This is a genomic window from Leuconostoc carnosum (assembly GCF_014207505.1).
Taxonomy (GTDB): domain Bacteria; phylum Bacillota; class Bacilli; order Lactobacillales; family Lactobacillaceae; genus Leuconostoc; species Leuconostoc carnosum.
Genome location: NZ_JACHGL010000001.1, coordinates 110,719 through 135,263, shown reverse-complemented (window position 1 = coordinate 135,263; position 24,545 = coordinate 110,719). Strand labels below are relative to the sequence as shown.

The following is a 24,545-nucleotide window of genomic DNA, read 5'->3' as shown; positions in this document are numbered from 1 at the left end:
ATTTAATTTGACCATCTCTATGCATTAAAAAAATCCTGAAAGTATTACTATCAGGATTTTTTATTCAGATAACTTTTATTTTATTCAAATCCTTCAACTAAAGCCTCTGGATAAAACTCACGAACGATTTCTGCTTCATGTTTTGATAATTCTGGGAAATCAGCATCAGCACCAAGATCTTCGTGGTACAAACGGTCACGTGGTGAAACACCGCCAACAGCGTGTGACACAGCCACCTTTACGCCATCATAATCCTTCACATCAGCGCCGTTTTCAACGGTATCAACGTGTAATTGTGATACCATCAAAATTAAGCGGACATTGATATCTAAATCATCTACCAATTGCTTTTGATCTTTTGTCAAATATAATGTTAGAGCTGCTTCAGCATTTTTACCAATAAGATCTGTTGCACGTGCCTCTTCCAATGCTTTATTGACAGAATCACGTAGATTCATAAACTGCTTCCAGTTAGCCAATAATTCATTCGTTTCACCATAATCTTGGACTTCCGGCATGTCAGTTAAGTAAGCAAATTCTGCTGTTTCATTTGGCAAATATTCCCATACCTCTTCTGCAGTGTGTGGCAAAATTGGCAATAGTAACTTCGTTAATGCCGTTAATGTCTCATAAAACACTGTCTGCATAGAACGACGTACCAGACTAGTAGGTGCTTCAACATAAACGACGTCTTTGGCAATATCTAAGTAGAATGCTGATAAATCAACGTTAACAAAATTAATCAGACGCTTAAAGATGTCATTAAATTGATAATTATCATAATAATTTCGAACATCTTTAACAAAATCATTCAATAATACTGAGAAGTAACGATCATGACCAGCACGCTGGGCAAATGGCACCGCATCTTGTTCATAATTAAAGTCTGATGTATTAGCCATAAGGAAACGCAATGTATTACGCACTTTACGATAGTTTTCAGAAACCTGTTTCAAAATTTCATGAGATACAGGCATATCTTGTGAAGTATCAACAGAAATTGTCCATAAACGCAAGATTTCAATTCCCATTTTATCTGCAACTTCAAGTGGTGAAATAGTGTTCCCCAAAGACTTAGACATCTTATTGCCATTACCGTCTAAAGTAAATCCTTGTGACAAAACATTTTTGTAAGGTGCATGTCCCGTAACAGCAACAGACGTAATTAATGATGAATTAAACCAACCACGATACTGATCGGAACCTTCTAAGTATAGGTCAGCTGGATAATCTAAGTAATCGCGCGTAGCCATAACACCAGACCAAGATGACCCAGAATCAAACCAAACGTCCATGATGTCTTCTTCTTTTTTAAATACACCATTTGGTGAGTGCTCATTCGTATAGCCTTCTGGTAATAAGTCTTTAGCATCATGTTCAAACCAATAATTTGAACCATGTTCAGCAAACAAATCAGCTACGTGATTAATAATCTTTTGATCCAAAATTGGTGTTTGATCTTCAGCATAAAAAATTGGTAGCGGAACACCCCAAACACGTTGCCGTGAAATAACCCAATCGCCACGATCGCGAATCATATTATATAGTCGCTTCTTTCCCCATTCAGGGTAGAACTTGACATTATCAATTTCATTCAAAATTTGCTGACGGAACTTTTCTACAGAAGCAAACCATTGTGGTACAGCTCGCCAAATAATTGGTTTCTTTGTACGCCAATCAAATGGGTATGAATGCGTAATCTTTTCCTTCGCTAAAAACAAATTTGCTTCAGTCAGCTTATTAATTACAGTATCAGCTACATCATCGTAAAACTGTCCTTCAAAATCAGGACCAGCATTTTTTGTCATATAACCTTTTTCATCAACAGTAACCTTGATTTCCAAGTCATATTTTTGTCCAACATTAAAATCGTCTTCACCAAATCCAGGAGCTGTATGAACTAAGCCAGTACCAGAATCCAGTGTGACATGATCTGCATTCATCACTAATTCTTCTGCATCAGTATCCCATGGATGATAGGCTGTAATGCGATCTAATTCTTGACCTTTGTATGTAGCTAATGTTGTATAAGATTCCCAACCAAATTTTGAGGTAATGGCTTCTAGGCGTCCAGTGGCAACTACAAATTTACGTGTCTCACCGACGGGCTGAATTACTGAATATTCGAAGTCAGGGCCTAATGTAATACCACGCGATGCCGTTACTGTAAACGGCGTCGTTGTCCATACAACAAAGTAAGTATCGTCATCAAGAATTCCCTTCCCATCTTTTACTTTGTTTGCATAATACAATGATGTTGAGTCAATATCGTGATACTCAATTTCAGCTTCAGCCAAGGCTGATTCAGATGACCAAGACCAATAAACAGGTTTTTGGCCTTTGAAAATATAACCTTTTCCTGCCATTTCACCAAAGACGCGTATCTGTGCTGCTTCAAATTCAGGCAGTAATGTAATGTATGGTCGTTGCCAATCAGCCATAACACCTAAACGCTTGAAATCATTACGTTGTTTATCTACCTGTTCTAGTGCAAAGTCTTTAGCCAGGTCACGCCATTTTGATTTTGGCATTGATTTGCGATCATAGCCAGCTTTAGTCAACTGTTGTTCAATTGGCAAACCATGAGTATCCCATCCAGGAACATAAGGCGCGTAAAAACCAGCCATATTCTTATAACGCAAAATAATATCTTTTGAAATCTTGTTCATCGCATGACCCAAATGAATGTTACCATTAGCATATGGTGGTCCATCGTGCAAATTAAAATGAGGCTTTTGCTCATTTTGAATCAAGCGCTTTTCATATAATTCGCCATCATCCCATTTCTTTTGACGGACAGGTTCTGTCTTTGGTAATGAACCACGCATTGGAAAACCTGTTTTCCCTAAATTCAATGTATCTTTATATTTCATATGCTCTTCTCCTCATAATATCGTTCGCATGTTTGACAATGTGAAGTAATACCAATGATTCACCTTAGATTGATAATAAGATGAATCAAATGACAGTATCAAATAAAAAAAGTCCCTATGTCTTACGACATAGGGACGCTAAAGCGTGGTACCACCCAATATTTGATCACACTAACATATGATCCTCAATTCAGTAATAACGACCTGCGCCGATTGAACTTACGTGAAATTTCAGTTCAACAAACTAGTAACTGATCTGAAGGACTACAGGGACGATCATCTCTAACCACCATGACTCGCTGCGCGTATGTATGCCCATCTTGCTGTGTTACGCTTTTTATTATTTATTATTCGTTTTGTCTTCTGCCTCTGGCAGCACAACTACTGGGCCATCTTGTTCAGAAATACTTTCAGGCGCCGTTATAGTTTCAGAAACTTCCGAATCATCTTTACTCATTTCAGAAGTTTCTAATTGGTTTTCTTGCTGTGCCACACGTTGCGCGGTTACTTCACCCATTGGCAAATGATGCACTGCTTCTGCTAGTTCATCATTTTCTAATAGTTTACTCTGAAGTGACAATAGTTTCAAGAAGGAATTTTTAAAATTTTCAACTTCAGTCCGCAACTCATTCTGTTCGTTAACTAACCCAGCGTTTTCCTGTGCTAAATGAATGGCTTCTGACTCCGCTTTTGCACGTGCATCACTAATAATTTTCGTTGCTGCTTCTTGTGCGTGCGTTAATTGTTTCTTAACTTCACTATCTGCCTCTTTTTTGAGACGATCAGCTGCTTCTTGTGCTACGAAAATAGACTGGTTTACTTGTTCACGTTTGGCTTCTAGTTCATCAACAGTACTTTTCAATTTAGCATTTTCAGCAACTAGTTGTTCACGATCAGCAATAACTGATTGATAATCAGTATTTACTTGGTCCAAAAATACATCAACTTCAGATGCTACATATGCTCGTGAGCCTTTTTTAGTAAAATCATGATCTAAAATTTCGTCAGGTGTTAATACCATTATGATCTCCTTTAGTTTGACCTATATTTATTTGTTTCAACGACGAATAATATTTACAACTGTCTTAATTTTATCTTTTTTGCTAAATCCGTCAAGTAGAGTCAATTGTAAGCGACCATATTTCCGAACAGACACTATATCACCGACACTAATCATAAAATCAGGTTTATCAATAACCGTCCAATTAATTCGAACACGACGCTGATCTACTAGTGATTTTGCCAAACTACGGGAGATAGCAAATGCAGCTGCAATAACTGTATCCACACGTAATGAAGATGATAATAAAAATATTTCTTCCCAGTCATCATGCTTTTGAATCACATGACTGAAATCAGCAACACTTAACGTTATTTTAACATGACCTACTTTCTCAATAGTCTGTTGTAAATAAGGCACCATTTTTGCATCGACAATAATTTGCCATTGCTGACTATCATCAAATAAAATGTCACCGATGACATCTCGTGTAATACCAGCGTTCATCAATGATCCTAGCAAAGTGGAATGATGCAATTCAACAAATTTTACAGGGTATTTCACTTCTAGTAGTGCCAATTCAAAATCAGATAAATTAAATTGATAAAAATCAGGTGCAATGATGGCGCGTTGATTTTCAGCACCAATAGTACCACCATTATACGTCACAGTTAAATCTTCAACACGATTAACCAGTGTCTGTAAAATGTATTGTTCGCGCGGATTTAAAAATTTCGTTAAAATACCACGATACTCATCTTCACTTTGGCGAATCCATTCACTAACTTGTTGGATGAATTCAGATTCTTCAGGTCTAAAATGCTGTTCAATTGTCGATAATTTGTCTGTCATTTTAGAACAAAAGCAGTATCAGATGTGACAGTCCACTCACAGCAAAATTCAAAACTAAAATAGCAATGATTGGAGAAATATCAATCATCCCACCAATTGGTGGGATGACACGAAATAAATTCAAATATGGTAATACAATTCGTCCTAGCCATTGCCCTAACTTTGATTGCTGAGCACCTGGTAACCAAGACATTAAAACATAAATAACAATTGCATATTCATAATAACGTGCAATACGAAGAATCCAACTTAATATTTCAATCATATATTAATACCGTGTGTTGGGTTCTAAATTATCTGTTAACGTTCCTGAAATTTCAAATGTGTCAGGTGTTACCAGGAAAATAGATTGCCCAATACGCTCAATTTCACCATTAACTGCATATACTGCGCCACCCAAAAAATCCAATATGCGCTTAGCTTGTGCTTCGTCAATTTGCGTAAAGTTAACAATAACAGCTTCACCACCTAAAATTTGAGAAGCAATTGCACGTGAATCTGAATATACTTTCGGCTCAAATAACGCAATTTTACTGTTTTCATTATTTGAATCCATCATAGCTTGTGATGATGGCGTCGTTTGACGACCAAAACGTGTTGGCTGTTGTGATGTTACTGCTTGCTGTGGTTGCTCTTGATAATCATTGTTATCATAACCATCTTCATAATAATCGTCATCATCATTGCTGAAAAGACGCTTCAATGTTTCACCAAATGCCATGTAATCTCCTTAACCCTGTCTATTAGAATATAAAGTTACGCTACCTGATAGACATTCTCTTATTAACGTTTCTTGAAAAATGGTGGTTGATCGTTGTCATCATCATTACTTGAGAAATCAACTGTTTCAGAATTTGATGTTGGTGTGTTAAATACATCAAACGATTGTTTTTGTACACCATCAAATCGGTCTTCTTCAGCAAAGGCATCTTTTGAACTACCACTAATATTCCAATCAGCAAATGGGTCATTTTGCTTTTGTGCTGAATTTGATTTAACAGCCTCTGTATTAATCTTATCAAACATTGCGTTATTATTTGATGGTTGTGCTGGCATCTTATCATTGGTTGGTATACCAAATACCTTAGCAGCATTAGCTTTAGGTGTAGCCGCCTTGTTTGCCGCATTATCACCACCAATGTTTTGTAGACCAGTTGCAATAACTGTAACGCGAATTGAATCACCTAAATCTTCATCAATTGATGTACCAAAAATAACGTTAACTTCACGACCAGCTTCTTGTGCAATAACCTCAGAAGCAGTTTGTGCTTCAAATAATGACATATCTAAGCCACCAGTAATATTTAACAACACATCCTCAGCACCAGACATATCAACTTCGAGCAAAGGTGATGAAATTGCTTGTTTTGTAGCATCTGCAGCACGTGTTTCACCACTAGCTTGTCCGACACCCATTAATGCTGGTCCAGCATCTTGCATCACTGTCTTCACATCAGCAAAATCCAAGTTAATAAATCCAGGATTGGTAATCAATTCTGAAATACCACGAACACCTTGTGCCACAACTTCATCGACAACTTTGAAAGCTTCTGACAAAGGCGTACGTAAATCAATACGATCTTTTAAGCGTTCGTTTGTAATGACGATTAATGAATCGACAGATTCTGATAATGCTTGTAACCCTTCAGCAGCAAATCGGCCGCGTTTTGGCCCTTCCCATTTAAATGGACGGGTTACAACCGCAACGGTTAGCGCACCCTGTTCTTTTGCGATACGAGCAACAACAGGGGCAGCACCGTTACCGGTACCTCCACCCATACCAGCAGTAATCACAACCATATCAGCACCAGAAATTGCTGATGCAATGTCTTCAGATGATTCTTCGGCAGCTTTTGTACCACGTTCTGGATTAGATCCGGCACCTAGACCACCTGTCAGTTTAGGGCCAATTTGAATCTTAATATCCGCTTTTGACTTATCTAAGGCTTGTACATCAGTGTTGGCAACGATAAATTCAACACCGCTAACACCTTCTTCAATCATATGGTTAACAGCGTTTGAACCACCACCACCAACACCAATAACTTTAATGATTGCTCCAGACTCCTGAGCGTCATCTATTGAAAAATCCATGAGTTATCTCCTTAACTATTGTTAATCTTCAGTAAATAAATTCTTGACTGCTTGTACTAAACGACTGAAAAACCCTCTTCGAGGTGTAACATCAACATCTGCACTATAATTATAGTTATCAAACTGTTCAGTTGTCGATTCTGGTACTTCTACATACTCGCGAACTTCACCGCCAACCGGTTGTATATCTATATCATCCCGTCGAGTCATAATTGCTTGCTTGATGATTTGTTGCGTCATACTTTCACGTGACACAAAAATAGCATAAGACAAAGCTCGTGTATACGATGGATGACGTAAGCCAATTTGATCTGGGACAAACAGCCGTACATTTTCGCCAAGAATTGTCTTAGCAAAATCGACCATCCGCGGCAAAGCAGCATTACCTCCAGTTAGAACAAAACCACCCGGCATATTTAATGCATTTACTGCAGCTAAATGTTCAAATGAACGGTTGTATATTTGTTCTAAACGAACCGATATAATTTCCGACAAATAATGTTCATCAACAGTTTTTGGTGCACTATCTCCAACTACTTCGACTAAAAATTCATTATCAGCATTTGCTTGTGTTGGATCAGCATATCCGTAGTCCCGCTTAATTTTTTCAGCATGTGAATAAGATGTACTCAAAACAGTTGAAATATCTTTGGTTATACTATCTCCACCTTCAAGATCAACATAATTAAACTTTAATTTACGATCATGCATTACTGACGTTGTAGTTTGTCCACCACCTAAATCAATTAAGACTGTACCAAAGTCTTGCTCACCATCATTTAAAATATTAGTCCCCATAGCTAGTGGTGACAAAACGAATTCACGCAAGGACAGACCTGCTTTTTGGATAGCCATTCGTGTATTATCAAGTATTTTACTAGGAACGGTATACGCTGTTCCCTGCATTTCAAGACGCACACCAATCATTTCATGTGGATCTTTAATACCATCAAAGCCATCAACGCTAAACTCTTCTGCGATTAAATCGACCACATCCCGATCAGAAGGTAAATTATGAGACAATGCTTGTTTAGCAACATTTTTCACATCATCATAAGTAATACGTTTATTTTGATTAGCAATTGACACTAATCCTTCGACACGGACCATTTCAATTTTATTAGCCGGAATACCTGCAACCACTTCGTGAATTTGAAAATTGGCTTTTTCTTGTGCCTGGTCTATTGCTGCTCGAATTGCACTGGCAGTGGCATCAATATCAACAATAACACCTTGACGCAAACCACGAGATGGTGCGTTTCCTGCGCCAATGACATTGAACTGATTACTAGCTGTTTGCGCAATGACAACTTTGATAGATGTTGTGCCGATATCTAATCCTACCGTCACGCCTGAATTATTCATGCGTCGTGCCCCTTTATAAATTTATTTTTAATAAAACATACCCAATAATAATAATATCATAAATGAGGGCTGTTTCGCCACCAATTATAGCTACTGCTTCACTTGCTTTTTTTACTCTTTGATGTTGATGTGTTATTTTGCGAACCATATGCATAAGAATACGCGCCAAATTGTAAATCTATAACACCTTTTTTAGGCATTTGAGCCACGATACCTGGATAAAAACTGATCTTTTTACCAAATGTATCTAACGTAGCATAAACCATATTACCATCGTTCATAACCACTTCTAAGCGTTTATGATTATCTTTATTCGGTGAAAAAATAATTTGACTAATATTTTGGCGTAGTGTTAATTCTAACACAACAAACTGCTGACTGACTATTTGAATATCTTTTTCAGATTTAAATCCTGAATATGTGGGTGCATCACCATTTGGCTTAACCACTTTATTTAGTTTACCTTGCCTATTAATAACGAACCACTGCCCTTTTTTTTGGACATAGCCGGCTTTTATTTTTTCAACAACATCAATGATAACTTGATCATTATGGAGTGTTACTGTTGCCGCATCAATACGTTTATCCTGTTGAACAATATGATGTGCAATAAATGCCGTCTGCCCAGCAACACGCCAATATGGCGTATGCTTTTCCACATTAGCATATTTTTTCACTTGTTGTTCAGATAATTGCAGCGTATTAACTTGAACCTCGTTGATTTTACGCCATGGTTGTAAGAACAATAAAATAATGATAATGAAGACGATAAAAGCCGCTAGACTTATCCAAAGTTTTAGCGGGTGCTTTTTTGATTTTTGATTATTAGTCGCCACACCCAATATCTTTTAAACCTTCTTTTCTGCAATAGCATCTAAAATGATACTGTATAATCGATCACCAGCATCTGGCATGCCAATCTTCGTTGTTTGTGCTGCCATCTTTTCACTAACCGATTCATCTAACAACAATATATCAGCCGCTGCAATTAAACTTTGTCCAGTTAATTCTGGTTCACTAATAACCAAGGCTGCTCCAGCATCCACTAAACTTTGAGCGTTCTTTGTTTGATGATCACCTGTCACATAAGGACTTGGTATTAAAATAGAAGGAATGCCCAAAGCAGTAATTTCTGCAATAGATGTAGCACCAGCACGTGAAACAATGGCTGCAGTTTGAACCAAAACTTCCGGCATGTTATCAATGTACGGCACAATACGAACATTATCTGCTGCTGCAATATTTTTTTCTTTTAGCTTATTTAGTACATTATCATATCGCTTTGGTCCAGTCACAATAACAACTTGATAAGATCGCTCATTAAATTGATCAATGGCAGCAATCACAGCTAAATTAATTGCCGGTGCCCCTTGTGAACCACCAAAAATTAATAAAGTTGGCTTATCATCACGTAATCCAAGCGTTTGCCATGAAAAGTCAGACTTAATATGTGCAACCTGTTGTGCACGTGGATTGCCGACAAGCACTGCTTTACCTGCGGGAAACTGTGATTTAGCTACGTCGAAAGCCACACCAATCTTACTAGCACCTCGTGCTAAAAATTTATTAGTCATTCCTGCAACAGAATTTTGTTCGTGAATAACTGTTGGAATGTGCATCCTTTGTGCAGCGTAAACGACCGCCCCAGCAACGTAACCACCGGTACCAACCACAACATCTGGTTTGAAATCTTTGATAATTTGTTTAGACACCTTAACAGCTTTTAAAAACAAATTAACTGTTTTAATGTTATCCAATGATAATGACCGCTTAAAGCCCTGAACAGTAAGTTTTTTGAATGGCATGCCCGTTGCCGGTACAATACTTGATTCGACACCACGTTCTGATCCAACGTACAAAAATTCAACATCAGAATCATGCTGTTTAATGACTTCAGCTAATGCCAAAGCAGGATAAATGTGTCCACCAGTTCCACCACCTGATAAAATTACTCGCATATTATAGCCTCAATACTTTCTTCAACTCGGCAACATATTTGTCACCACGTTCTTCAAAACTTTGATACTGATCCCAACTAGCAGCCGCTGGTGATAATAAGACAACGTCACCAGATTCAGCTAATTGCAATGCGACTGGCACAGCATGTTCAGCGTCTAAAACTGTGATAACCGGCTTATGGGCTTCACGTGCTAATGCTACAATCTTTTGTTGTGTTTCACCAAAAGCGATCACTACCTTGACGTGTTTTAAATTAGGCAACAATCGCATTAGATCATCACCACGGTCCAAGCCACCGCCAAGCCAAATCGTAGGTTGTTCAAAACTATTCAATGCTGTTTGTGTTGCTTCAATATCTGTAGCTTTTGAATCATTATAAAATTGAATACCATTATTGGTAAATAAATATTGCAGACGATGTGGCACACCACCAAATATTTTTAGCACCTGTTTAATTGCTTGATCACCTACACCAGCTAATTTTGCCACAGTAGTTGCTGCTAGGATATTTTCCAAATTATGAGGTCCTACCAGTTTGATTGCCGTTAATGCCATCAAATGGTTATCATCAATAATCAGATCTTGACCATCAGTACTGCTGATAGATCCAATTGTCTTACGAGAAAATGTCATGACTTGTGCACGTGTTTTAGCTGCAAACGAACTTGTATCTTGACCATCAGCATTTAAAACCAACATCTGATTTGATGACTGATTCTTGGTGATTTGAAATTTAGCCGCCACATAGTTTTCTCGCGTACCATGATAATCTAGGTGATTAGCAAAAATGTTAGTAATTAAGGCAATATCGGGTTGGATATCGGGCAACCCCATCAATTGGAAACTCGATAGCTCAAGCAACAGTGTATCATTTGCACTCAAATCATCAACAACTTCACTTACTGGTGTACCAATATTACCAGCTGTTATTACCGACTGACCATCAGCAATCAGCATATCTCTAATCAACGATATTGTCGTTGTCTTACCATTAGACCCTGTCACTGTTATCAAACGCCCATGAAATGAGCTCAGTGCGACTTCAACCTCACTCAAAACAGGAATATCTAATGATTGCGCTTTCTCTACTAATGCTGTATCATAACGGATTCCTGGATTTTTAATCAAGTAAGCAAATGAAGCATCCAATGATTCTGGGCTATCATGTGCAATAAAAATCACGCCTTCAGCCAATAATTGACGGTATAAACTATCCTCTTGAAAATCACCGCCATTAACAACTGTGACTTTGGACCCCAAAGCAACAAGACGTTTTGCCGCCGCTTTTCCAGAGCGTGCCCAACCAAATACCATCACTTTTTTATTGTTAAAATCTTGTGTCTTCATAATATCCTTATTTCTAAAATTTTATGTACACGGCAAAGCCGTTTAATTAATTCATATAGAAAATGCCAGCTACTGCCAAAATTGCTGATAAAATCCAAAATAGTGTATCAATTTGCCATTCACTCCACCCAAATTTTTCAAATGAGTGATGGATAGGCGCCATAGGGAAAATGCGTTTGTGCCAAAAATGATACCCGACAGTTTGTATAATAACAGATAAAGTTTCTATCACGAAGATTAATCCAAACCAAACCAATGAAAATGGGATACCAAGTAGAATAGATTCAATAGCTAAACCCGCACCTAATGCTAAGGATCCTGTATCACCCATGAAAATTTTAGCTTTTGGTTTATTGAAAATCAAGAATCCAACCAAAGACCCAATAACAGCGAAATTAAATATTACAATTGCTTGATTATGCATATTCATCGCCAATATAGTATAAGCTGAATAAACAATTATGCTATTACCAGTCAACAAACCATCTAATCCATCTGTTAAATTTGTGGCATTAGACCAACCAACTAACCAGAACCAAAGGAAGATGAAATAAAAAATGCCCAAGTGGTAAGTGCCTAACATCGGAATGTACAATGTAAATGGAAAATGTGATAACCACATAATTAGCATAATGGCTAGCGCACTTAATGTTTGAGCGACTAGCTTTGGCTTAAAAGCAAAACCATCATCTGCATGGCGAATGAGTTTCAAAGCATCATCAATACCACCAATTGCAGCATAAGCCAGAAAAGCTAACACTGGTGTTAACATTAGCAAAAATTGGTGAGCTACCAAACTTCCGATTAGTGCACTTAATGCAGCGGCAAAAACAAACAATACGCCACCCATGCTTGGTGTACCAGCCTTTGCTTGATGGTCTGGGCCAAGCTTTCTGATAACTGCTTGCTCCTTAGACTGTTTTAAAAATTTGATGACCGCCGGCATAAAAATTACCGTGACAACAAATGCGCGAGCAAACGCCCATAAATTTTCAGACATATTCTTTCCTTACTTTATTTTTTCTCTTTTAATGTGATGCCCACCTGGCTATTTTTAACCACGAGTTGATCTTTAGCTATACTCTGAGCTGTTACGAATCCTGATCCTGACCAGGTTAATTGAAAACCAACCTGATGAGCAAAGGCTTGTGCTTCTGATAAACTCCAGCCAGCCATATCTGGCAAATGTGTATTACCTTTAGCATTCAAAATAACAAGTTGGTTAGTCAAAGATTTTTGGTCCGGTCGTAATGACTGCGCTGTCACTTTCCCTGATGAGCCAACTAGAGCTGTTCGAAATCCTGCTTTATTTAAGGTATCAGTTGCGTCCTTAATCGATTGTCCCGTAACATCTGGCACAGTCTGTTTTGTTGTCTTTGATTTTACCGCACTATCACTATTATTCAAAGCCTGAAGCATTAAAGGTTGAAAAACCTTGTTCATTGTCGTTTGAATGGTAGGGTCTGGGAAAATTTGTGGTTGTTTAACAGCAAGATAAAAGATATATTTAGGATTTTTTTCAGGTGCTAAAACCATCACAGAATGTATTGCATTGTTTAAGCCTTGCAAATATTGACCATTCTCAGATACCTGTGCTGTTCCCGTCTTAGCCGCAATTTGTATACCTGATTGACGTAAATCAAATTCTTTTGCAGTACCATCATCTTTATTTACAACATCAATCATATAACGCCGCACTTGTTTAGCTGTACTTGCTTTAATTGGATTAGCAACGTTAGTTGTTTTCCCTTGTTCAACCACGGCACCAGTGGCCGGATTAACGACCTTATCAACAAAATAAGGTTTGACCTCTTGACCATCATTGGCAATAGCTGAGTAAGCTTGCATCATCTGCAAGGTAGTTGTACTGATACCCTGGCCATACGCCGTGTTGGCTTGGTCAATAGGATATGTAAATGATTTAATACCAGTATCTTCATTATTCAAACCAGATTCAGTCGATTGCAAAAATCGAAAACGTTCAAGATATTTAAGCCAATTTGTTGCCCCCATTTTCTGCTCTGTTTTTGCAAAAGCAACGTTGGATGAACGCCAAAATCCTTCACGATACGTCAACATACCTTGATCTTGTCCAAAAGCATCGACTACCTTCTTACCATCAATTAACAATGTACCAGATTGATAGGTATCATTAGGTCGCCACTGACCTTGATCTATGGCGGCCGCTAAAGTGATGCCTTTCATTGTCGAACCTGGTTCAAAAGTACCTTGACTCAGTAAATTTGTCCATAATTTTGGGGAAATAGGTTTGCTATTCGGATTAAAGTTTGGTCGCTGTGTTGCAGCAACAACTCGCCCCGTTTTCGCTTCCATAATTGCAGCTACGGCAAACTTAGGTTTCGTTGTTTTGGATAATTCGTCCATTCGTGTCTCAAGCGTATTTTGTAATGATTCGTCTAAAGTTAGATAAACATCGTCACCATTTTTTACAGTCTTACTCTCTTGAACATTCTCTGTTTGACCATCATATTTTTTAACCCCGTTTTGACCGGCAAGTACAGAATTTTTTGCCGCCTCAATCCCCATAAAGCCAACTTGTGCGGATTCACTAGGATCGTTCCCTTCATTTGTTCTCATTGCACCGATGAGATGAGAAGCTGTTGCACCTTCAGGATACGTCCGTGCTTGTCGTGGAATAAAGTTAATGCCGGGCAAATCAAGTGCTTTAATCTTTTTATATTGTTCAATACTTAAATTTTTACTTGCTTGACCCTTAGTGGATATAAATTCAACTTGATAAGCATCCTTATTAAGACGCTTCAATATTTCCTTACGACTCATATTAATAACTTTACTTAATTTATCAGCCGTTAAGTCTTTATCAATCACATGCCCTGAGCCATTAACATATTTACCAGTTTTACTATCCTTAACGCGCGCAACTTTTTTACTTAAAACAGCGTACATATCGTAAACAGTTGTATTTTCTGCTAAAACCTGTCCATTGCTATCATAGATTTTACCACGAGTAGCTGCGACAGTTTGCTTAGCCATGAAAGCTTGTCGTGTAGCTGCATTTAAATTATGACCATCTACTGAGCCACTAGCTATGACAAAAAGACGCACGCCAAGGCCTAAAATTGCAAGTAATGTTGCACCTAACAACACACCGCCAAAAATCCTGGCGTTCTTTGCAACTTTTTTATTTGGTATCCGTCTAATTTTATTTTTCATAATTATCGATTAATATTTCTTACACTATCATCAGATAGTGTCATATTATATTTTTTAGCAACTTTATCCAAATTTTGTTTACTTGTCTGATCCTGGATATCACTACGTAAAACGTCATTTGATTCTTTAGTGTCATCAATTTTTGATTGTAATGTATTGATACTAGTATGCGTTGCACTAATTTGGACACTAGAAAATACGACACCAACCATTAATACCATAATGACTGCTGACACAAAAGCTACCATCATCCGCTCTTTTCTTGTCCAACGTGCGGCTTGGTACCTAACACGTGTTGCTGTTTTTGGATTTGTTTGTCTTATCGGTAACGCTTCAGCAGATGTTGAATATTGGTATGCATTTTGTGCCATGACTATAACTCCTATTATTTATTTTCTTTCAATGCCTCGTAACTTAGCAGATTCCGATCTGCGATTAAGGCTCATTTCTTTATCACTCGGTACAATTGGTTTCCGAGTTAATAATGTATAGTCTGGTTCAAATTGTCCAGGTAATACAGGTAATCCAGGTGGCAAATCAGGTGCCGATGCTTTTTCACGAAACATTTGTTTCACTAAACGATCTTCTAGCGACTGAAACGTAATAACACTAATGCGCCCATGCTGTGCCAATAAATCAATAGCCTGTGTCAGTGAATTTTCTAATGCACCTAATTCGTCGTTGACAGCCACACGCAATGCTTGAAATGTTCGTTTTGCGGGATGCCCACCTTTACGACGAGCTGGTGCCGGTATTGCCTCTTTAATAATATCGACTAATTCAAATGTTGTATCAATTGGTCCTTTTTCTCGATGTTGTTCAATTTTACGTGCAATTTGTTTTGGAAAACGATCTTCTCCATAACGACTCAAGACCCGCATTAACTCATGAAATGACCAATCATTGACAATTGTTTTCGCTGTCAAACTTTGACGTTGATCCATACGCATATCGAGTTCTGCGTCGTAATTGTAACTAAATCCACGTTGCCCATCATCAAATTGTACTGAGCTGACACCCAAATCGTAAACAATACCATCCACCGCGGACACATCGAATTCAGCTAGCGCTGATGTTAATGTTCTGAAATTTTGATGAATCAGTACCAGCTTGCCTTGCGCGATTTCATCAGCATACTGTTCTTGATTATATTGAATAGCTGTATCATCTTGGTCAAAACTATACAGTGTTCCTGTAGTTAAATGACTTAAAATCAATCCAGTGTGACCACCACCACCAAGTGTCGCATCAACATAGATACCATTTGGTTTAATGTCAAGCAAAGCAATAGCTTCATGCAGCAGCACTGTGATGTGTTCAAATTCTACCATTAATATATATCTCCTTCGATTAGAACTCGAAATCAACTAGTCCCTCTGCAATATCATCAAAATTATTTGCGGTTTCTGATGTATACTCGTCCCAATTATCATCACTCCAAATTTCGAAGGCGTCACCCGCTCCTGTGACTGTAACAGCTTTATTCAAACCAGCATACTCTTTTAAGTTCACTGGAATCACAATTCGTCCCTGCTTATCTGTTTCAGCTTCAATGGCACCAGCCATTACAAAACGTTTAAATTGACGTGCTTCTTTTTTACCTAATGGTAATTGATTTAATTGTGCTTCTAATTTTTCCCAAACAGGCATTGGCATGGCGCGTAAAGCGTGCTCCATCCAACGCGTAACAATAAACTTGTCGCCTAATTGACTACGAAATTTAGCTGGAATAATAAGTCGCCCTTTTGTATCAAGCGTATGTGAATATTCACCCATGAACATCAGGACTACCTCCAGTAGAATTCTATATTACTAATTTACCACATTTCCCCACTTCTCTCCACCTAATTCTCATTTTGTCACACTTTAGTAAATTTTTATACATAAAAAGCGTTGTTATTGGTTTAATAACAACGCTTTTTTTGTGGGGTTTAGTGGTAGAAAAACCCAATAATTGTGATAATCAGCAATAAAATGGCACCAACTAGCCCGGTCCATTCCCAATACTTATGCCAAAAGGTAGTCCATTGCCATTTTCTACGCAGTAACACCCATGTAATAATTTCGCCAAACACGAACCAAATCAACATAAACCATAATATCCAACTGGTTCCAAAACGATATCCCATAGTAAAATGTAATGCAACCCACATGGGTATTGGTATAATATCTAATATTTTTATTTTAAAACGTTTCAGAGACGTCCATCTGTTCAATGCTAACCATATTAAACAGATGATTATCGTTCCCAACGGCCAAAACCACCATTGCATTATAAACACCCCATCATCTTATTATTATCTCTAATAACCATACCTAACCATACTCAAAAAGGCAAGTATTCTTTTCTGGTTGCTTATGTCTTTTTGATCATTGCATAAGATGCATTTATTATGATAAAATATTTTTGAATACTATTGAGGTGAAACATGACAAATGACAGTAATCCAAGACCTGTTAATACTAAACTACAGGCAGAAATTGATGCAAAATTAAATCAACGCAAAGTCCAAAAGATTGAACCTAAACGTCGTACGCGAATTGAAAAAATGACACTCATTATGTCATGGTTCATGGTCATTCTAATGGTAGGTGGCATGTTTTATGCCGCAGTTAATGCATTAGGTTGGATGTAAAAAAGGTACTATTCGATTTTTCGAATAGTACCTTTTTTTATTCCACAGATATCAAAAATGGATATAATGGTTGTTTACCATTATGTATTTCCACTTCTAAGTCGCTATCAATAGTCAGAATAGCTTCTTCAAGTTTTTTTGCATCTTTTTCTTTGGCATCTTCACCATAAATAATAGTAACAATTTCAGAATCTTCATCTAACATCTTTTCAACAGATTCTATTGCAGTTGTTTGTAACTTGTCAGTCACTACTGCTATATTCCCATCAATAATTCCCATCCAGTCATCGTGCTTAATCTCTCGACCATCTAAGTTTGTATCGCGGACAGCTTTAGTCACTTGTGCAGACTTAACTTCTGTCATCATGGCTGACATGTCCTTAGAGTTGATTGAAACATCCGCTTCAGGATTATAGCCCATCATGGCTGTCAAACCTTGCTGAATCGTTTTTGTTTTAACCACCTTGACAGATACATCAGCTAATTCAACTGCTTGATCAGCCGCCATGAAGATATTTGAATTATTTGGTAGAATAACCACTTGTTTGGCACCACTAGCATTAATAGCTTCGACAATGTCAGCAGTCGACGGATTCATTGTTTGACCACCAGAAATAACAGTATGCACACCCAAACTCTTAAATAGTTCAGCTACACCCTCTCCCGCTGCGATCGTAATCACTGCTGTATTAACTACTGTTGTGACGTTAGGTATTACCTTGGTGGCTTGAACGGCTTCGGTACGTTGTTCATCAATCACGGCTTGCTGTTGATCACGCATATTATCAACTTTAACTTTAACCAATGAACCAAAATGAGTTCCCCAAGATAACACTTCACCAGGATTTTCTGTATGAACATGCACTTTAACAATCTCATCATCGTTAATAACCAGTAGTGAATCACCTAAACCAGCTAAATGTTGATAAAAATGATCATAATCAAACTTTTGATCATAAGTTGTCCCTTGACCAATTTGCACCATAATTTCTGTACAATAGCCATACTCAATATCATTTGGATCTAGATTACTGTTTGCTTGGGCACCAGCATGAAGCTCTTTCACCATTTGATCTAGCTCAGCATTATCTGGTGCTTTAATATCTTCTTCACTGAAGTCGCCACTTAAAACTTGGTAGAATGCCTGTAGCACAAAAACTAATCCTTGCCCACCAGAGTCAACCACGCCAACTTCTTTTAATACAGGTAATAGATCTGGGGTTAATGCCAACGCACTGTGTGCTGCATCATTAATTTCACGCATAAGTTCGACTAAATCATCGGTTTCGTCAGCCACTTGATTCGCTTTAGCAGCAGCTTCACGAATAACGGTCAAAATTGTGCCCTCTGTTGGCTTCATAACAGACTTATAAGCAACCTGCGCCCCAGACATTAATGCATCAGCTAAATCTCGGGCATTAAGTGTTTCCTTATCTTCTACTGCATTAGAAAATCCACGAAAGATTTGAGACAAAATAACACCTGAATTACCACGCGCACCCATTAAAAGTCCCTTTGATGTTGCTTTTGCAAGTGCACCAATATGTATATCTAGTGCATCACGTTCATATTGCGCACCGCTTGCCATCGATAAACTCATATTGGTACCTGTATCACCATCAGGTACAGGAAAAACATTCAATTTATTTATTTTATCTGCATTAGCTGCTAATGATGCAGCTGCAGCATTAATCATTTTACCAAACTCAACATTGGTAATAGTCGTCATTTTATCCATGATACTCCTAGTCCATAACGCGAACGCCTTGGACAATCACGTTAACTTCTGCTGCGTGAATACCTAGTAATGCGTCGAGATTATATTTCACTTTTCTTTGAACTGATTTTGAAATTTCGGATAGTTTAGTTCCGTACTGAACAACTAAGTAAACATCTACACCAACACCACTATCTTCTTGATGGACAACGACACCTTTAGCGTAATTTTCACGATTCAAAATCTGATTCATGCCATCACGGAATGTCGCTTTAGAAGCCATACCTACCACACCAGGATTTTCAATGGCAGAGCCACCAACAATCGTTGCGATCACATCATTTTCAATTGTAATATCGCCACTCTTTGTTTTAATTATAATTGCCATAGTACTAGACACAAGCTTAATCGAACACAAGCCTGCATATTTCCTCCTTAAAAAGGTTTGCTTTACCTATTTTAACATATTTCAGTAATGAACACGTTTAGTTCATGCTAAAATAAAAAACCACCAAAAAAGGTGGTCGTTTTATATTTATCATACTTCACTAACCAAATAAATACGATTAGAAACGTATTTAAAGATTAAACGCGTTCAATAGAACCGTTCTTTAATCCGGCCTTTAACGTACGTGCTGTCAAATAAACTTTCTTTGCAGTAGCACCGTTAATCTTAACAGTCACTTTTTGCAAGTTTGGTTTCCAGCTACGACGACTTGAATTCAACGCGTGTGAACGTTGGTTACCAAAACGTGTACGTGCGCCTGTAATAACATCTTTTGCCATGTTCGACCCTCCTTTTCGAGCCATTTGTTTTTAAGGACTCTTTCTACAACATTAGTAAATTTTACCAGAATTTAAATACTTTGGCAAGTTATTTCGCATATTTTGCTAAAATATCTGCCAATTGTGCTTTATTATGAAATCCAGTCAAACGCTCAACCACTTCTCCATCTTTTTGGATAAGTAATGTTGGAATAGCACGAATGCCAAACTCTGATGGCGTTTCTTGATTTTCATCAACATCCATCTTAACAAATTTAACATGATCAATTTCATCTGATAGCGCTTCTAAAACTGGTGATTGCATACGGCATGGGCCACACCAAGTTGCCCAAAAATCAGTAATGCTGACCCCTTGCGCTGTTTCTTGCTTAAACGTTGCATCTTCTATTGTCTTTACTGTCATGATTTTATCTCCTCAGATTTATCATTAGCTCGATCTATTTATGCATTATCTTTTGTTTGTGTAACCATGATGATGCCAGTATCAAAACTAATATGCACTACTGGTCCAATAAATTCGTTTGATGACCACATTTTGCTGACATTTTTTGTCAGCTGTAATGGGTATTTCCCATCGATGATTTTAAAATTTTCAACATTATTAAGCGGCATGAATCCCAAGTACTTTGTATCTTTAATTTTAGTAATAGTCTTTTGACCGGGCTGAACATAACTCACAATATTCTTACTATCAACAAATTGTATGCGTTCTACAATATGGTTAAAAGTTTCATCAGCCATCAACCATAGATTGCTAAGCAAATGATCTATTCGCCCACCCGTAGCACCAAAAACCTTAATAATGTCAGGATCTTGTTCTTGAGCATATAACAAGGCAAGCTCCGTATCTGTCTCATCTTTCTCAGCTTTAACATGCACAATTTGATTTGATTTCAAATGTGTTTCTAAAATTTTTAGTTCGTCATCTTCTAAAGAATCAAAGTCCCCAACTGCCATTAACATAGGAATATGATGTTGATATAAGCGCCAAGCACCTCGATCTGCACCAATCCATATACCTGGTTCTTCAAATAATTTTTGCGGCCATAATTCTGTTGGGCCGCCTGCTAAAATATTAATCTGCATTATTTTGTCAAGTCTTTCAATGCTGCTATTTTACTTGCTGGGTCGACTTTGTCGTACACATATGAGCCTGCCACGAAAACGTTTGCTCCAGCTTCATATGCAGATGCAATAGTATCACCGTTAATACCACCGTCAACCTCAATATCAAAATGATAGCCCAATTCTTCACGGAGTGCCTTTAATTGCACAATTTTATTCAGTGTAGAAGGCAAGAACTTTTGGCCACCAAAACCAGGATTAACTGTCATAACCAAAACTTGATCAACCATGTCCAAAACAGATTCAATAGCCAAAATCGGTGTTCCTGGATTAATAACTACTTCAGCTTTAACGCCTTTATTCTTGATCATCTGTAGTGCACGATGTATATGTGGTGTAGCTTCAACATGCACACCAATAATGTCAGCTCCTGCATCAGCAAAATCATTAACAATTTTTTCTGGATTTTGTACCATCAAATGCACATCTAAAATCATATTAGTTTCTGGGCGTAATTGCTTGACCCAATTGGGTCCATATGAAATTGATGGCACAAAAGTACCATCCATAACATCGATATGCAAATATTTTGCGCCTGCTGCCTCAACTAACTTAACATCTCGTTCTAAATTTGTGTAATCCGCACTTAAAATTGATGGTGCAATAATTCCTGACATGATACTCTTCTTTCTTAATTAAAAATTCCGGTTATCGGTACTATACTTTGGCTTTTGCGACTTAATTAATTCGTAGAATGCCTTATAGCTATTATACCGTGATTGCGCAATATCGCCAACCGTTACGCTTTCTTTGACAGCACATCCAGGTTCATTAAGATGCAAGCACCCCCGAAAACGGCACTGATTACGAATATCTGCCAACTCAGGAAAATAATCATCTAAATCTTCTACAGGAAAATCGAACACTTCATAAGAGGAAAAACCCGGTGTATCAGCAATCAGTGCTCCCTCAACATCAATTAAAGTAACCTGGCGTGTCGTATGTTTCCCACGACTCAGCGCTTTGGATACAATGCCTGTCTCGAGACCTAATGCTGGAGATAAGTGGTTTAGCAGTGTGGACTTTCCAGCACCAGTTTGTCCCATAAACACTGATACCTGATCTTTAAGATAAACTTTTAAATCTGTCCAAGATACCTCTGGCGATTCTGGATTAAATAGCATGACTCGATAGCCAATCTTTTCATATTGTTCTGCTACTTTTTTTGCCTGTTCTAATTCAATAGAATCTAGTAAGTCAACCTTAGTGAAATAGATTAATGGTGTCACATGAGCTGCTTCAAGCGCTACTAACTGACGATCGAGTAAGTTCGGTGCAAAGTTTGGTTCTTTAAGTGCTGTAACAATTACTGCAACATCAATATTTGCTATCGGTGGTCGCACTAAAGCATTCACGCGGTCGTGTATTTTCCAAATCAATCCTTCGTCATTTTCACTTTCAAAATCAACAAAATCACCAACTAATGGTTTTTGTCCTGATTTTCGAAATTCACCACGTGCACGTGCACGTTGAATATCGCTGTTTTCAATTTGTATATCATAATAACCGCTTAGCGATCGAATAATGCGTCCTGTTTTCATATTTTAATTGTAACAAAAAAATAATCTGTTTAATAGATTAACCTGAAGCATGACTATCAATATCTTTTTATAATAAAAAAGCTAGGTTACCGAAGTACCTAGCTTTAATAAAAAATTATTTACGATCCACTGTCACTGTCTTCATCACTTGAATCATTATTTGAAGATGAATTTGACTCACTACTTGAATCATTGCTCGATTTACTACTACTTGATGATGACTCGCTGGACGAATCTGAATCATCACTGTCCGAACTTTTTGATGATTCTTGAGGGCCTTGCGAGATGGTGATCAATAATACGATATCTTTAGTAATACTTGATCCACCGCGAATAGACTGACTAATCACTCGTCCTTTTTTGGTTTTACTATCATATTGAGTATTAAAATTAACCACAATATCATATTGATTAGCCCAATTTTGCACTTGTTCTTGTGTAGATTTATCAGTGAAATCAGGAACTACAATCTTCACGGCACCAGTTGATACGGTAAAACTGACATTTGTTGATGTGGGGTCTACTTTATCATTGGCATCAATTGATTGTTCAATAATCTTGCCTTCTGCTACACTATCCGAAGCACTTTCTTGTTTAGTGATGCTATAGCCTTGTGCACGTAGCTGAGCAGCAATAACAGCATAATCAGATCCCACATAATCACCAAATCGAACCTTGGCATGCCCAGAAGACACGATAAGATTAACCGCGTCTCCCTTTTTAGCCTCTAGCCCATTTTTTGGTGTTGAGCGCACAACATTTCCTTTAGCAATTGTTTTTGAAGTTGTTGAACTCACGCTTCCCACAGTCAACCCAACTTTTTTAATTCTATTTTCGGCATTATTTTGAGTTAGATTTCTAACATCCGGTACACTCACTCGGCTTGACTGATAATTCAAGAAAATCATAACAGCTGCACCAATAATTAACAAAAATAATAATGCCCATCGCCATTTTGAACGATCACGAAATTTAATGCCATTGTCACGTAGCACATGACGAACATAATTCGGTGTACGATCGACCATATTGGCAATGTCTTTAATGGCATAACCTTTTTTACCATATTCAACAATAATGTCTTGAACGGATGGCTCAGAAGATGCTTCATCTGGTAAATTTTTATCAGATGAAACACCTGTTTTTAATTGATCTTGAATCTGAGCCATTGGGATGATTCGTGTATCATCGTTTGTTTCAGACATCGGTGTAAAGCGTTCTTCATTAGAACGTCGTGGTGATAGTGCTGTTTTTAAATCGTCGGACATCGATGTCGCACTAATATAACGATCTTGAGGTCGCTTAGATGTTGCTTTTAAAATCACATTTTCCAGCGCTTGTGGAATTCTAGGATCGAAGTCTCTTGCTGATGGCATTTCCGCAGTCGCGTGCTTTAAAGCTACTGCTACTGCTGTATCGCCTTCGAATGGCACCTGCTTGGTCAACATTTCATACAGCATGACACCCAGAGCATAAATATCAGATTTAGGTGAGGCAACACCACCACGTGTCTGCTCTGGTGACAAGTAATGTACTGAACCAATCACAGTATGCGTTTGTGTGATATTTTTACTATCTTTTGCAACAGCAATACCAAAATCTGTAATTTTAACCTGTGTTTGATCATTAATCAAAATATTTTGCGGTTTTAGATCACGATGAATAATGTTAGCATTGTGTGCTGCTTGAACAGCGCTAAGAATTTGGAGCATAATATCAACAACCTGTTGATATGGAATTGGAAAATGGTCGGCAATAAAAGATTTTAAATCTGTTCCCTCAACATACTCCATGACAAGATATTGTGAACCTTCATACTCACCTGTATCATAAATTTGAACGATGTTGTCATGGACTAATTCTGTGGCAGCAACAGCTTCGTGATGAAAACGTTTAACGACATCAGCATCATCTTTCATATCTAGACGCATCATCTTAAAAGTTACCTGACGCTTTAGAAATTGGTCAAATGCCAAATAAACATTGGCCATGCCGCCTCCGCCAAGTGATTTAATAATTTTATAACGATTATCTATCAATGTATCCGGTAACATA

General features: G+C 37.8%; 25 protein-coding genes. 1 reads left to right on the top strand and 24 read right to left on the bottom strand.

Translation table 11 applies throughout. From position 1 onward, the window contains the following. Nucleotides 1-80: 80 nt before the first annotated feature. The 16 genes from ileS to HNQ98_RS00550 form a co-directional block, all read right to left on the bottom strand. Nucleotides 81-2,873: an isoleucine--tRNA ligase gene (gene ileS / locus HNQ98_RS00625; RefSeq protein ID WP_135197590.1), complete on the bottom strand. Its 2,793-nt coding sequence runs from the start codon at nt 2,871-2,873 to the stop codon at nt 81-83. Between the two features lie 340 nt (nt 2,874-3,213). After that, nucleotides 3,214-3,894, bottom strand: a complete 681-nt coding sequence (locus HNQ98_RS00620) for a DivIVA domain-containing protein (protein WP_135197591.1) — start codon at nt 3,892-3,894, stop codon at nt 3,214-3,216. 36 nt (nt 3,895-3,930) lie between these two features. Further along, nucleotides 3,931-4,725, bottom strand: coding sequence for a YlmH family RNA-binding protein (locus HNQ98_RS00615; RefSeq protein WP_135197592.1), 795 nt, complete (start codon nt 4,723-4,725; stop codon nt 3,931-3,933). Between the two features lies 1 nt (nt 4,726). Then, entirely contained in the window at nt 4,727-4,990 is a 264-nt protein-coding gene (locus tag HNQ98_RS00610; RefSeq protein WP_014974584.1) for a YggT family protein, read from the bottom strand. A gap of 3 nt (nt 4,991-4,993) precedes the next feature. Beyond that, nucleotides 4,994-5,446, bottom strand: a complete 453-nt coding sequence (locus tag HNQ98_RS00605; RefSeq protein WP_014974585.1) for a cell division protein SepF — start codon at nt 5,444-5,446, stop codon at nt 4,994-4,996. 62 nt (nt 5,447-5,508) lie between these two features. After that, nucleotides 5,509-6,819: a cell division protein FtsZ gene (gene ftsZ, locus HNQ98_RS00600; RefSeq protein ID WP_014974586.1), complete on the bottom strand. Its 1,311-nt coding sequence runs from the start codon at nt 6,817-6,819 to the stop codon at nt 5,509-5,511. 21 nt (nt 6,820-6,840) lie between these two features. Next, a complete protein-coding gene (ftsA, locus tag HNQ98_RS00595; protein WP_184284883.1) occupies nt 6,841-8,184 on the bottom strand; it encodes a cell division protein FtsA in 1,344 nt (447 codons plus the stop codon). 98 nt (nt 8,185-8,282) lie between these two features. After that, nucleotides 8,283-9,026: a cell division protein FtsQ/DivIB gene (locus tag HNQ98_RS00590; protein WP_135197594.1), complete on the bottom strand. Its 744-nt coding sequence runs from the start codon at nt 9,024-9,026 to the stop codon at nt 8,283-8,285. Between the two features lie 6 nt (nt 9,027-9,032). Then, the gene (gene murG / locus HNQ98_RS00585) at nt 9,033-10,142 is read right to left on the bottom strand and encodes an undecaprenyldiphospho-muramoylpentapeptide beta-N-acetylglucosaminyltransferase (RefSeq protein ID WP_135197595.1); all 1,110 of its coding nucleotides are present in this window, start codon (nt 10,140-10,142) and stop codon (nt 9,033-9,035) included. Nucleotide 10,143: 1 nt separating this feature from the next. Continuing rightward, the gene (gene murD / locus HNQ98_RS00580; protein ID WP_135197596.1) at nt 10,144-11,490 is read right to left on the bottom strand and encodes a UDP-N-acetylmuramoyl-L-alanine--D-glutamate ligase; all 1,347 of its coding nucleotides are present in this window, start codon (nt 11,488-11,490) and stop codon (nt 10,144-10,146) included. Between the two features lie 46 nt (nt 11,491-11,536). Then, nucleotides 11,537-12,490 carry a phospho-N-acetylmuramoyl-pentapeptide-transferase gene (gene mraY / locus HNQ98_RS00575; protein WP_135197597.1) on the bottom strand — a complete coding sequence of 318 codons (954 nt, stop codon included), beginning with the start codon at nt 12,488-12,490 and terminating at the stop codon, nt 11,537-11,539. Nucleotides 12,491-12,504: 14 nt separating this feature from the next. Next, entirely contained in the window at nt 12,505-14,685 is a 2,181-nt protein-coding gene (locus HNQ98_RS00570) for a PASTA domain-containing penicillin-binding protein (RefSeq protein ID WP_184284882.1), read from the bottom strand. Nucleotides 14,686-14,687: 2 nt separating this feature from the next. Beyond that, the gene (locus HNQ98_RS00565) at nt 14,688-15,056 is read right to left on the bottom strand and encodes a septum formation initiator family protein (protein WP_135197599.1); all 369 of its coding nucleotides are present in this window, start codon (nt 15,054-15,056) and stop codon (nt 14,688-14,690) included. An 18-nt stretch (nt 15,057-15,074) separates the two neighbouring features. After that, nucleotides 15,075-16,016, bottom strand: a complete 942-nt coding sequence (rsmH, locus tag HNQ98_RS00560) for a 16S rRNA (cytosine(1402)-N(4))-methyltransferase RsmH (protein ID WP_135197600.1) — start codon at nt 16,014-16,016, stop codon at nt 15,075-15,077. Between the two features lie 19 nt (nt 16,017-16,035). Continuing rightward, nucleotides 16,036-16,467, bottom strand: a complete 432-nt coding sequence (mraZ, locus tag HNQ98_RS00555) for a division/cell wall cluster transcriptional repressor MraZ (protein ID WP_014974595.1) — start codon at nt 16,465-16,467, stop codon at nt 16,036-16,038. 149 nt (nt 16,468-16,616) lie between these two features. Beyond that, a complete protein-coding gene (locus HNQ98_RS00550) occupies nt 16,617-16,958 on the bottom strand; it encodes a DUF3397 domain-containing protein (protein WP_135197601.1) in 342 nt (113 codons plus the stop codon). A 156-nt stretch (nt 16,959-17,114) separates the two neighbouring features. Here HNQ98_RS00550 and HNQ98_RS00545 point away from each other — a divergent pair, with 156 nt between their 5' ends. Then, the gene (locus tag HNQ98_RS00545) at nt 17,115-17,321 is read left to right on the top strand and encodes a DUF4044 domain-containing protein (protein ID WP_014974597.1); all 207 of its coding nucleotides are present in this window, start codon (nt 17,115-17,117) and stop codon (nt 17,319-17,321) included. A gap of 37 nt (nt 17,322-17,358) precedes the next feature. On the opposite strand, the gene fakA is transcribed toward HNQ98_RS00545, so the two are convergent. From fakA to pknB, 8 genes are all read right to left on the bottom strand, one after another. Further along, nucleotides 17,359-19,059 carry a fatty acid kinase ATP-binding subunit FakA gene (gene fakA, locus HNQ98_RS00540; protein ID WP_135198165.1) on the bottom strand — a complete coding sequence of 567 codons (1,701 nt, stop codon included), beginning with the start codon at nt 19,057-19,059 and terminating at the stop codon, nt 17,359-17,361. Between the two features lie 7 nt (nt 19,060-19,066). Further along, nucleotides 19,067-19,426, bottom strand: a complete 360-nt coding sequence (locus tag HNQ98_RS00535) for an Asp23/Gls24 family envelope stress response protein (protein WP_014974599.1) — start codon at nt 19,424-19,426, stop codon at nt 19,067-19,069. A 197-nt stretch (nt 19,427-19,623) separates the two neighbouring features. Further along, a complete protein-coding gene (gene rpmB, locus HNQ98_RS00530; RefSeq protein ID WP_014974600.1) occupies nt 19,624-19,824 on the bottom strand; it encodes a 50S ribosomal protein L28 in 201 nt (66 codons plus the stop codon). 88 nt (nt 19,825-19,912) lie between these two features. After that, nucleotides 19,913-20,227: a thioredoxin gene (trxA, locus tag HNQ98_RS00525; RefSeq protein WP_135197603.1), complete on the bottom strand. Its 315-nt coding sequence runs from the start codon at nt 20,225-20,227 to the stop codon at nt 19,913-19,915. A gap of 38 nt (nt 20,228-20,265) precedes the next feature. Continuing rightward, complete coding sequence (locus HNQ98_RS00520; protein ID WP_135197604.1) at nt 20,266-20,910, bottom strand: thiamine diphosphokinase; 645 nt, start codon at nt 20,908-20,910, stop codon at nt 20,266-20,268. After that, on the bottom strand, nt 20,910-21,566 hold the full coding sequence (rpe, locus tag HNQ98_RS00515; RefSeq protein WP_135197605.1) for a ribulose-phosphate 3-epimerase: 657 nt from the start codon (nt 21,564-21,566) through the stop codon (nt 20,910-20,912). Before rpe ends, HNQ98_RS00520 begins: the two co-directional genes overlap by 1 nt. Before the next feature lie 18 nt (nt 21,567-21,584). After that, entirely contained in the window at nt 21,585-22,490 is a 906-nt protein-coding gene (gene rsgA, locus HNQ98_RS00510; RefSeq protein ID WP_014974604.1) for a ribosome small subunit-dependent GTPase A, read from the bottom strand. 119 nt (nt 22,491-22,609) lie between these two features. Next, entirely contained in the window at nt 22,610-24,544 is a 1,935-nt protein-coding gene (pknB, locus tag HNQ98_RS00505) for a Stk1 family PASTA domain-containing Ser/Thr kinase (RefSeq protein WP_019040244.1), read from the bottom strand. Nucleotide 24,545 lies beyond the last annotated feature (1 nt).